This window comes from Bacillus cereus group sp. BfR-BA-01356 (assembly GCF_022663635.1).
Taxonomy (GTDB): domain Bacteria; phylum Bacillota; class Bacilli; order Bacillales; family Bacillaceae_G; genus Bacillus_A; species Bacillus_A cereus.
Genome location: NZ_JAKUFX010000054.1, coordinates 23484 through 35370 on the forward strand (window position 1 = coordinate 23484; position 11887 = coordinate 35370).

The following is an 11887-nucleotide window of genomic DNA, read 5'->3' on the forward strand; positions in this document are numbered from 1 at the left end:
ATCCTTTATTGCTCCATAGTCTTATAAAGCTTTTGTAGGTAACGCCAACGAGTAATAAAGAAATATAAAACTTGTATACATATAAATGAAATTAAAATAAAAATCGAGCTATTTAAAATAGAAAAACTAACTAATTGTTGCAGTGCCGTATACGCTACTACAGTATGAATCACCGCAACAGCAATCGGTAAGAAGAACATTAATAATAACTGTCTCGTTACAACTTTCTTTAGCTCCCGTTTACTTAACCCCATTTTCGAAATCATTTTATACTGCTGTTGATCACGATTCAAATCAGTATATAATCGAAAATAAATAAAACTAGCAGCAAATGTAAAGAAAACGATTCCGACTAAAACACTTGCCATAAGTAATAAACCATTCTTTTGCTTTGCCTCCAACAAGTTTAATGTTAAAGCTTCAAAGTAGAAATCTCTGTCCCTAAGATCTTTATCGAATATACTCTTTAATTGATTGGAAATCTCTTTCGTTTTTATCCAATCATCTACAACAAATCCGTAAGTACGATGTTGAATATCTTCATCCTCTGGATTACTCGTCAGAGGAATTTCATCATACACATGATCTTGAACAGCAATATAAATACTACTAGAATCATGTGGTAAAACTAAATTCTCTACAGTTTTCTTCACACGAAATGTCTTTGTCCAATCTCCTTGAATGACTTCAATACTTTTTTTGTAGTCACCATTTTTAAATTCTTGCTTTTGTGACACCCTCCCAGGGATTAGTAAAATTTCATCTTCTTTTTCAATCGTTTCATGTTGGTACCCGAGTGCTCTCGTAAGTTCGTTATATTCACTTAATTTCAATACATTTACGTTACTTTCTGTAAATTTACTTGAAGATGAAGCCATTCGATACGGAATATTTGCATCCAAGAGATGTTTTTTTATAATAGAGAGATGTTTATCTACCAATTTGTTGTTTTCAGAGCTTTCATACAGAAATGTATATGGGTTTGTCATCCACACTAAATTTCTATTACCAATAGCAGCTGTTGTACCAATAGCTGTAAAAGCAACTGCTGAAATAATAGATACAATAAAAAACATCGTTGCATTATCTTTCATACGGTAAATTAATTCAGAAAACGTTAATATATTTGTTCTTTTTAAAAAGAAAGATTCTCTCCTTTTAGCAAGATGTAATATATAAACGCTACACTGTGTATATAAAAAGTACGTTCCTATAATTACTAGTAAGACACCCATTCCAAGTGTAGTAAAACTGGAACTTGAAATAAAGCGAAATACTGAGAAATATCCATATCCTATACTAATTAAAGAAAGCAGTGATAATAAAATTGAAGATTTCGGTTCAGGTTTTGGTTTTTCCTCTGCTCGAATAAGTTCGACAAGTTCCGTTATTTTTACCATTTTAAATGTAAATAGTGAAACAATGAAAAATAAGAAAAGAAAAGTGATAACTGTTAATAATACAGCCTTCACTGGTGTATAAAAAGGCAAACCATTATTAATCATTAATACACTTGCGCTTATCAATAAAACTAGTTTAGAAAATATGAGTCCAATGAAAATCCCTATACAAATTGAACCAAGTCCAATCAACATATTTTCAATTAATAATAATTTCTTAAACTGTCTCATTGACATACCTTGCATCATTAATATGCCAAATTCTTTCTTACGAGTTTTTAAAAATGAACTAACTGAATATAAAATAAAGAAAAATGAAAATACAAAAATCAAACCTTGCGAAATTGTAAATCCCATCGTACCATATGCACTCATTGTTGCACTTGTTGATTTTAATTCCCCTTGTAAATCAGGATGAAATAATAAAAGAGCATACGTAAAGAAAACCATAATAGAAAATGTACTACTTAAAAAATGGGCAGCATATGTACGCTTATTACGAAAAATATTATTAAATGCGAACTGACGAAAAGTCATGCCTTTTCCCTCCTAACAAAGAAAGAACATCCATAATCTTTTGATAAAAGGCTTGTCTGCTTTCACCACAATAAATTTCGTTATATAGTTGACCATCTTTAATAAAGATTACTCGGCTGCAAAAGCTCGCTGCATACGGATCATGTGTAACTAACATCATCGTTGCTTTTTCTTCTTTATTAAGAGTATCAAGCATCTCCATTACATCATTTGAAGATTTAGAGTCCAAGTTCCCTGTTGGTTCATCTGCAAGTAATAATTGCGGCTTATGAACGATCGCACGAGCGATTGCTGTTCTTTGAGCTTGTCCCCCTGATATTTCAAATGTTCTTTTATTCAAGATATCTGTAATATTTAACTTCTCTGCAATCTCTTCCAATCGCTTGTTCATTTCTTGCACGGAAACACCATCTAAAGTCATCGGCAATACGATGTTTTCTTTTACAGTAAGTGTGCTAAGAAGATTAAATGATTGAAAAACAAATCCTAATTGTTTTCTGCGGAATAACGCTAAATCTTCTGATGATAATTGGAAAGGATTTGTGCCATTTATTAAAATTTCTCCCGATGATGGAGAATCAATAGTAGATACCATATTTAATAACGTTGTTTTTCCACTACCAGATGGCCCCATAATCCCTACAAATTCACCTTCTTGAATTGATAAATCAATATCAACTAATGCTTTATAAGGTACTTTCCCTTTATATACTTTACTAATACTTTTTGCATGTAAAATTTCCATGTATATTCTCCCTTCATTTGCACGTCTCATAACAGAGTGTAAATGAATTGTCTTACAGCTCATATTGATTCGTCTTTCATTTATCTTACACGCTTGTAAGATTTCTAAAAAAACTGATAATAAAACTTTTTTTAAACTGAAATTAACGCATAACTATCTTATAATAATTGTATAGTAGCAGGAAATACAAAGTATATGAAACCTTTATTATATAAATGAGAAAAGACCGATTGCTTTATCGGTCTTTTACTACCCAACGTTATATTTTTATCCACTCAGATCTTCTCAATATATAATGATTATATATTTGATTTTCCATCCTCTGTTGGCTCTTATAAATAAACCCACATTTTTCAATAACTTTATTTGATGCTACATTGTTAATTAAAGCAATTGCGTTAAGGACATTTAAATTTGTTTCTTTAAACAAAAAGTCAATTAAACCTTTAGTCGCTTTTGTAGCATAGCCATGATTTTGATGTTCATTTGAGATAGCATACATTATCTCTCTGTTTGGTGAAGGGAGTTCTTCTTTCATACCTGTGCAGCACCATCCAATAAATTCATTTGTGGTTTTCTTAAATATTCCTAGTCTTAATATGTGATCATCTATGTTAGTCGTAGTTCTCACTGCATGAAGAAACGCTTTATTTTCTGGTATTTCATAATTTACAACCCAATTAACCCTTTGTTCTTTCGTCGATTTCCAGTCCGGTAAAAACTTTTCTATTTCCGGTTGATTGGATATGTTATAAATACTCTCTGCATCTTTAGTGGAAAACTCTTGTAAGTAAATTTCACCACAATCTAGCCTAAATAACTTAGCGGAATTTTCTATTTCCATGACCATCCCCCATTGCCATCAACCTAAGCTTTTGAGATACCCCCATACCGAAATTTTCACCTTTTTACAGTTGTTTATGAGAATTCAGCTCATTTTTTCGTTTTCGGGAACAATCAATTTCTTAAGTTGATGGGTATGTGATAATGCATCCATTTGAACAAATTTTCCTTTTCCATACCGATCACACACCTTTTGTAGAGTAATAGTATCAGCATATCCCAGTTTAAGAAGCTGATTACGAAATTTTTAGAATTTTTTCGCGAGAATCCTCCGAAATGTAATACGGACTTTAAATATTTTCATTTATAATTCTCTATTTGTCTATACTTTTCATACCGCTGTTGTATAAGCTCTTCCGAGGATAATAGTATCAATTTTTTCAGAGATGATTCGATTACAGATTCAATCACTTTTGCCTGTGATTTTATATCATTTTGTGCTCCACCTTTAATTTCAGGAATGATTTCATCAATAATTCCTAAATGTTTTAAATCTTTTGCTGAAATTTTCATATGTTCAGCAGCTTCTGGAGCATACTTAGCGTCCTTCCATAGGATAGATGCTGCTCCTTCTGGCGAAATTACCGAGTACCATGAATACTCTAACATATGGATATGGTTACCGACACTAATGCCAAGAGCTCCACCACTTGATGCCTCTCCAATTACAATACAAACAATTGGCACTTTAAGTGTAGCCATTTCAAATAGATTTCGAGCTATCGCTTCAGAAATTCCACGTTCTTCAGACCCTTTCCCTGGATAGGCGCCTATTGTATCAATAAATGTAATAATAGGGCGATTAAATTTATCAGCTTGTTTCATAAGTCTTAGCGCTTTTCTATAACCTTCTGGATGTGCCATTCCAAAATTTCTTTCTATATTTTCCTTTGTATTTCTACCTCTTTGATGACCAATAACCGTAACGGGCATCCCTTTAAATTTTGCAATACCACCTATCATTGCTTTATCATCACCATATAATCGATCACCATGAAGTTCGAGAAAGTTTGTAAACAATAAAGGTATATAGTCCAATGTCGTGGGCCGGTTACGTAGCCTTGCAATTTGAACTCGTTGAAAAGGTGTAATATTAGAATGAATTTTATCTTGCATTTTATTTAAACGTTTTTCTAATACATGAATTTCTGGCGATAAATCTACATTATTTTCTTTAATTCATCAAATTTCTCTTTTAATTCAATAATAGGACGTTCAAAATCCAAACTCATTTTACCCTCCAAATGTTATGATTTACCTCACTCTAATCAAAAGACTTAGAAATAGAATCAATAAATAATTCAAAACCATCCACAACTATTTTTTGTTCTGATTCTGATAAATTATTGAGAATACTTTGATAAAATGTAATGGATTGCTCTCTTAAGCAATTAACAGTTGTGTGACCTTTTTCTGTGAGGTGCAGAAAAAGTTCTCTTCTATTTTTTTCATTTACTTCACGATAAATAAGCCCCTTTTTTACTAACTTATCTACCAATCTACTTACAGTTGAAGTCTCTAATCTAAGTTTATTGGATAGTTGCCAAACAGTTAATTTTTCCACCTCTAGTTCCTCTAACGCCATCATTTGAGAAGTTGGTAAAGGTTTTTCAAATGGGCCATTGGGCAAATTTTGAGATTCAAAAACCCCAGTTATTATAATCATTTTCTTAATATCTGTTCTTAGTTTTAAGGCATCTTCTCTTTTCAAATAGGTCACCCTCCTACAACTAATGTATCATACATCAATTGTATTATACATGAATATATTTTTTTCACAAGCTTAACGTAAGCCAATATTACAATAATGGTACGTTAAAAAAGCAAACGGAATACATCCAGCTTGATATGACACAAATGCTGTCTGGTCTAATCCCTGGTGAAACGATGGAAATCCCCGAGGCATACATTGGTCAAAATCAGAAACTTCCAGCACGTGTTATTATCCATCGTTTAACCGATGATCAAACGCAAATACGTCTGAAAAACCAAGAAATACGTTAAAAGAAGAAAGGCATTGTCATGAAGGATAAAAGTAAACGTTTAATGAGCATGAATGTATATATCACGAACACGTCGCTAGAAGAAGTACCGACGAACTACGTGCATTCATTATATTCACTTCGTTGGCAGATTGAAATTTTGTTTAAAACGCGGAAGTCATTCTTTGAAATTGATGAATGTAAAAATATAAAAAGAGAACACCTAGAGTGTCATTTATATGGGCAACTCATAGGCATTCTCCTTTGTTCTTCTACAATGTTTCAAATGCGACAGTTTCTGCTTGAAAAGAAAAAGCAGGAACTGAGTGAATACAAAGCGATTTATATGATTAAAGATTACTTTCCTTTACTGTTTCAAGCGATAGCGGTTGGCACAGAAGAACTTTTAAAAATTCTGCATCGCCTTTATCAACTGCTCAAAAAGAACGGTCGTAAATGTCATAGACATAAGAATATGACCGTCTTTGATATTCTAGGGATTGTGTATAACACGACGGTGAAGCATAGACAAGCTGCCTAGCGAAAAATCACTTTTTAATAGGCTTCTTTAGCATGCCTACTTTTTTATCACTTACTAGTTTTGAAACAAGAAGCATTTCGTATCTAGTAATTTACTTGATTAGCTTGATGGGAATGTAACCATCCCCCTTAATCACGCTTACAAATACATTATAGTGCCTTAATCTGCTTCGTAAGTTCCATAAACCGTTCATCCAGTGCTTTATATTCTTTGTCGTTAGAAGTTAAAAAGCTTAATTTCCCTAATACTTCTTGTCTCTCTGTTTCTAACGTTAAACGTAGCTCTTCAATATCATCTCTTGTTTTCGTAGGTTCTTCTAGCTGCTTTTGTATCGTATTGTTTGAAAACACGAGTTTTGTGTTAGTTGTTTTCTCCAAAAAATATCGATCGTGAGATACAATTACTAATGTTCCGTTATACTCAGCTAATGTATTTTCAAGTTGTTCACGTGAAGGTAGATCCAAGTGATTCGTCGGTTCGTCTAAAATGAGTACATCTTTTTCATCTAAAATATAAGCCATTAGCTTACATTTTACTCTTTCTCCCATACTCATATGCTCAATCGGCTCTTTCCATTGAGAAGCTTGGAACCCTAAATGTTTCATTAAATTTTGGACTTTTCCTCTTTCTTCAAACGTCTCTTTAAAAAATAAATTTTCTGGTGTTTTATCAAGCGGTAAATCAAAAACTTCTTGTGTTAAATAGCCGATGTTCGCAGATGGTGAAATCCATATTTCTCCTTCAGCAGTTTCCGTTCCCATAATCATCTTCAGTAATGTTGTTTTCCCACTACCGTTTGGTCCAACAATCGCAACTTTCTCACCGTGCTGAATTGTAAAATTAACGTTTTCAAATAATACTTTCCCATGAAAGTCTTTTTTTAATTGCTTCACTTCTAAAAAACGTTTTCCTACTTTTTTGTTCGCTTGAATAGAAAACTCAACTGAATACTCTTCTTTCACACGTTCTATTTTCGCTTTCTCCAGCTCTTTTTCAAGTCGTTTTCGTTTTGACTTCACTTGTGCATCCATTCGCTTCGCTTTTACACGATAGAATTCTTTCACACCTTCTTGTTTTGTAGACTGCGCGTGTGCCTTTTGTGACCATGAACTCAATTCTTTTATATGTGTTTCTACTTGTTCTATCTTTTTTTGCTGCTTTTCATATTCACGCTGCTGCGACTTTCTTTTTTGCTCACGTGCTTTCATGTAGCTCGTATAATTACCACTATGCTCAATTAATTTTTTGTCCTCAATTGACCATATTTTTGTTGCGACAACATCTAAAAAATATCGATCATGCGATACAACGATAACTGTACCTTTCATGTTTTTTATTTGTTTAATGAGAAATCCCGTACTGATCTCATCTAAATGATTTGTCGGTTCGTCTAATATTAAGACATTAGGATTTTCAGCAAATCCTTTTGCTAATCGAATTTTCAGCTTTTCACCACCACTTAAAGTATGAAAATCGTTCGTTGGCACACCCCATTTCGCAAGAAGTTCTGCTTCTTTTGCAATTACATCATTACTAATAAAAGATTCTATTTCTTGCTCAACATATGCTGTTGTCATATTCATTTGCATCCATTCAACAGTACCTTTTGAAGGTTCAATCTTCCCATTTATTAATTGAAGTAACGTTGATTTACCAGCACCATTTTTACCGATTAATCCGATAACATCCCCTTGTTTTACTGTCACATTCATTTTCTCTAACAACATATTTTCTTTTATTTCAACATAAACATCATTTAATTTTAATAGTTCTTTCATAAATACCGATCCCTTTCATTAAGGGAGAATAAAAAATCCTCCCAAATAAATTTGGCAGGATTAGTCATTACATTATTTATACCCAAATAAGCTATTGCGCAATATAAATAGCAATACCGTTGTATGGAAATTGGGCAGACTAATCCTATTTTTTAGAAATTGAAATTTATTGAATTTCAACATTTAAAAATAAGATTAGTTAATCATCGTCCACCCATCATTCCTTTCCGTCGTTAATAACCATATTGTACCATACTAGTACTGTATGAGTAAATGCAATTATATGTGCTGTTAAAAAGATTGCTTTCTTTTAGGTTTATTTATCATTCCTTAACTTCATGTTGAATAAGCACAAGTTACATTGATTGTAATACGTCCTTTAGATTTCCCCAGTAGTAAACTTCTAAGCACTCTCTATTATATAAAGTGAAACTTTAATCAGTGGGGGTTTTCTTCATCCCCACTGATTATTAGTTGAACCAATCGGACTTTAATGGGCAGCCCGACCCCCACCTAATTTCTTTGCTTTCGCTGAATTTTGAGGTGGGGGTCTTACTGCCCATTAAAGCGGGATAAATTTTGTATAAAAACAAAATGTTATTCATTATCCAATAATCACTTATTGTTTTTCGATAAATTTTTATTGATTATTCCCTTGTAATAAGCTATTATATCTTTACAGAAAAGATTAATGTAAGGATTGAATTTATGGACAGGACATTAAAAATCACAAAGTTAAATATGTTTTTAAGGATTTTTCTCGTCCCGATTATAGTAGGGATAATTGTTGGTATACTAACTAAATTGGGGCAAGGTATACTTCCTGGACATTGGAATTCATTAGCTAATCTAGGAAGCGTTTGGTTAGTTCCATCCTTTTTTGTGGCTAGCTTTAGTTATTCTAAGCGTACAGCTATACTTTCTGGTATCCTTGCACTACTCGGTATGGTATTAGGCTACTATGGTTATGCAATAGTTATTAAAAATGTAGCTCACTCTATTTATTTTATATCCGTATGGATTGTATGTGCATGTATAGGAGGAACTATCTTTGGAGTTGCAGGTTTTCTATGGAAAGATACTACGGATCCACTTCATAAATTCGGAAGCGCGCTTATTAGTGGCGTTTTTGTAACGGATGGACTTCACATTCTTTTAAATTTTGAAGACTATAGTCACATGTTACCTGTTGGATATACCGAAGTCATAGTCGGGATTATCTTGATTCTTGTATTAGAACGCTCTAATGCTAATCGAATTTCTTCTTTCTTAATGATGGTTCCTATCACTATTTTAGGATTAATTGGATATAAATTATTAAGTTTGTTTACTTAATTAAAATTCATGAAGCTAGCTCTTTCAAAGGGCGAGCTTTTTTCTTACAAAAAACTATTTAAATATTAATAAATTATTAAAAACCTCTCATTTAACAGCCTTATTTATTATTGTGTCATTACACATACTTACACGACCTTTTATTAGGATCATACCAGTCTTTTATATCATTTTATTTAATCCATATAAAGTAAGGCTAAAAAACTTATTTCAAAAGTTCTTTAGCCTGAGTCATTTTTACACATTTAAAATTTAATACGTACAACGGTACCTTTACCAACTTCTGAATGGATTTCTACACTATGTCCTAATTGCTTCGTAATTTCATGTACGAGATATAGCCCCATTCCAGTTGATTCTTTAAAATCTCTACCATTTTCTCCTGTAAAGAAAGGTTTAAACACTCTTGGTAAATCTTGCTTCGGTATTCCTACACCATTATCAGCAATTTCAAGTATAACATTATTACCTTCCTTACAAGCTTTCACTTTAATCTTCTCTCTACTACCAGATGAATATTTAATCGCATTCGATAGTATTTGTCCAATTAAAAATTGTAACCATTTCGCATCACTTTCTACTGTAATGTCCTTATCAATTTCAAGCTCTGGATATACAAAATTCCGGATAAAGAACCGTTTATGCTCATGTACCGAATCATTCACTATTTTATATAGTTGTACTCTTTCTACATAAAAATCTTGTGTAAATGCTTCTAAACGTGCGACATACAGAGCCATTTCTAATCCCTTTTTTAATCGATCAGTTTCCTCATTTATACTTTCAAAACGTGAATCTACTTCATCCTGTGTAATTAATTCTATTACAGATAAAGGTGTTTTCATTTGATGAATCCACTGATTCATAAAGGTTAAATGGTCATTATTTTTTCTCTCTTGCATTTGCAGCTGATTTTGATAATGTCGATATTGCACCTCAAGTAGTTCTTGAAGAGCAGCCGATACAGCTGCAAAATCAGATTTTTGAACAGATTCATCCAAAGATTGCATCGGGTTTGCTAAGCGCTCATAAAAAGAACGATGTGTAAAATAACGAAACACTAAATAACTTCCCATAAAGAAAACACCTAGAAACATTGCATATAACGCCGTTGTAATATGATTATGCCCATCAAACCAATATACGAGAAATATAGCTAGTAGTTGAATTATAGTAAAGCAAATAAGTGGTATATGATCACGTATAAACAACCTTATCATTTTTCTATACCAGTATCCCAAGTAATATGCAATCTATATCCAACACTACGAATCGTTTCAATCGCACCTTCTATATGTAACGTTTGTAACTTTTTACGCACACGTGTTGTATTTACACTTAATGTATTATCATCAACATAAGATTCGCTATCCCATAATTTATTTAACAACACTTCCCTACTCACAACACGCGGATAATTTTTCATTAATGTCTCTAATAAAATAGCTTCGTTTCTCGTTATATCAATCTCTTCGTTTCTAAGTTTCAATACAAGTCTTTCAGGATATAAACAAAGGCCTTGTTGCTCAATCATTCGCTCTTCTAGTTTCGGTGCATAATCTCCATATGCACGTCTTAAATGACTACGAATTTTCGCCACTACAACTTCATAATGAAAAGGCTTCGGAATAAAATCATCGCCACCGTTTTCTAACGCCATAACTTGATCCATCGTACCTTCACGAGCCGAAATGAATAGTATCGGACATGTAGAAACACCACGAATTTGACGACACCAAAAGTAACCATCAAAACTCGGTAAATTAATATCTAATAAAACTAACTCTGGTTGTTCATCTAAAAAAATGTCTAATACATTTTGAAAGTCCGATACAATAACTCCTTGATAACCATATTTCGCAACATATGTTGATAATAGTTCTGCAATTTTCATATCGTCTTCTACAATCATAATTTTGACCATTATTGAACTCCTTTTTAATCCACAATCTCAAATATACTTATATAAAATAAATACTACCTCTTTTCACAAAATCCGTAAATTAAAAAAGGATGCTTTTATACAAAAGTATCCTTTTTCGTCCCTTATCTATTTAATATGAAATTTACTAAAAGTAAATCCTAGTTTCTCCACATAATCCATCCCTAATTCCATACGCGCCGTTTTCAACGGATCCACAACTTGGCAAACTTTTAAATCACTGGCAGCTGATGTGTGCCACATGAAATGCTCTCTTCTTTCGGTGCAGTACCAATTACACCAATTATTTGATTAATCAGAATTTGCAGTTCGTTTGAAAACAAAACATGTTCATTATGTATTAAGACGATTTTTATTGTATTTTCATGTAGATATTCACCCATTACGCCAAGGTTCACCCCTGTAGTTAAAACACCTTGCTCTGCAATTTTTATCTTTTCAATCGTTACAGCTAATATGTCACCAGGTTCTGCACCACTGATATATACAGGTCCAGTCGTCGGATTAATTCGGTTTCAACCAAATTCCTGAAACGCAACATCTTCAGAGTCAATTTGATTCTCAAAGCAATCATATGTTCCAAATATAAGACGACTCCCAATTTCTACTTCCATATGTTGCTTTGAAATAAACTTTGATTAAACATACCTCACAGACTCGTAATTTATGGTAAACAAGAAGAATTCATTTTGAAAAAAGATGAACAGCTCCCTGTCAAGTAGACAGTGGAAATAATAAAAAACACTTTAAGCGGCTTGAACCCTGTATTCTAATGGGCTTAAGC

The 11887-nt window shown here is 32.7% G+C and carries 8 protein-coding genes and 3 pseudogenes; 2 read left to right on the forward strand and 9 right to left on the reverse strand.

Going from position 1 to position 11887, the window contains the following annotated elements; translation table 11 throughout:
• Positions 1 to 5: 5 nt before the first annotated feature.
• The 5 genes and pseudogenes from MR168_RS18200 to MR168_RS18220 all read right to left on the reverse strand — a co-directional run bounded on the left by MR168_RS18200 (position 6) and on the right by MR168_RS18220 (position 5236).
• Positions 6 to 1937: an ABC transporter permease gene (locus MR168_RS18200; RefSeq protein WP_025709566.1), complete on the reverse strand. Its 1932-nt coding sequence runs from the start codon at positions 1935 to 1937 to the stop codon at positions 6 to 8.
• On the reverse strand, positions 1912 to 2682 hold the full coding sequence (locus tag MR168_RS18205; RefSeq protein WP_000404282.1) for an ABC transporter ATP-binding protein: 771 nt from the start codon (positions 2680 to 2682) through the stop codon (positions 1912 to 1914). The genes MR168_RS18200 and MR168_RS18205 overlap by 26 nt, the downstream gene beginning before the upstream one ends.
• 259 nt (positions 2683 to 2941) lie before the next feature.
• A complete protein-coding gene (locus MR168_RS18210) occupies positions 2942 to 3526 on the reverse strand; it encodes a GNAT family N-acetyltransferase (RefSeq protein ID WP_086411990.1) in 585 nt (194 codons plus the stop codon).
• 299 nt (positions 3527 to 3825) lie between these two features.
• Positions 3826 to 4757 (reverse strand): annotated as a pseudogene (locus tag MR168_RS18215) (acetyl-CoA carboxylase carboxyltransferase subunit alpha).
• Positions 4758 to 4789: 32 nt separating this feature from the next.
• Positions 4790 to 5236 carry a MarR family winged helix-turn-helix transcriptional regulator gene (locus MR168_RS18220; protein ID WP_086411989.1) on the reverse strand — a complete coding sequence of 149 codons (447 nt, stop codon included), beginning with the start codon at positions 5234 to 5236 and terminating at the stop codon, positions 4790 to 4792.
• An 83-nt stretch (positions 5237 to 5319) separates the two neighbouring features.
• Here MR168_RS18220 and MR168_RS18225 point away from each other — a divergent pair.
• Positions 5320 to 6048, forward strand: a pseudogene (locus tag MR168_RS18225) (transposase); the annotation flags it as partial.
• Positions 6049 to 6197: 149 nt separating this feature from the next.
• Here MR168_RS18225 and abc-f read toward each other — a convergent pair.
• Positions 6198 to 7826 (reverse strand): ribosomal protection-like ABC-F family protein, encoded by a 1629-nt coding sequence (gene abc-f / locus MR168_RS18230; protein ID WP_086411988.1) that lies wholly within the window; start codon positions 7824 to 7826, stop codon positions 6198 to 6200.
• Between the two features lie 708 nt (positions 7827 to 8534).
• Between abc-f and MR168_RS18235 the strand changes: the two genes are divergently transcribed.
• Complete coding sequence (locus MR168_RS18235; protein ID WP_000376271.1) at positions 8535 to 9161, forward strand: DUF6518 family protein; 627 nt, start codon at positions 8535 to 8537, stop codon at positions 9159 to 9161.
• A gap of 245 nt (positions 9162 to 9406) precedes the next feature.
• Here the strand turns inward: MR168_RS18235 and MR168_RS18240 are convergent, their stop codons facing one another.
• The 3 genes and pseudogenes from MR168_RS18240 to MR168_RS18250 form a co-directional block, all read right to left on the reverse strand.
• Positions 9407 to 10381, reverse strand: coding sequence for a sensor histidine kinase (locus tag MR168_RS18240; RefSeq protein ID WP_002164532.1), 975 nt, complete (start codon positions 10379 to 10381; stop codon positions 9407 to 9409).
• Positions 10378 to 11085: a response regulator transcription factor gene (locus MR168_RS18245; RefSeq protein ID WP_000239007.1), complete on the reverse strand. Its 708-nt coding sequence runs from the start codon at positions 11083 to 11085 to the stop codon at positions 10378 to 10380. Before MR168_RS18245 ends, MR168_RS18240 begins: the two co-directional genes overlap by 4 nt.
• 126 nt (positions 11086 to 11211) lie before the next feature.
• Positions 11212 to 11717, reverse strand: a pseudogene (locus MR168_RS18250) (acetamidase/formamidase family protein).
• Positions 11718 to 11887 lie beyond the last annotated feature (170 nt).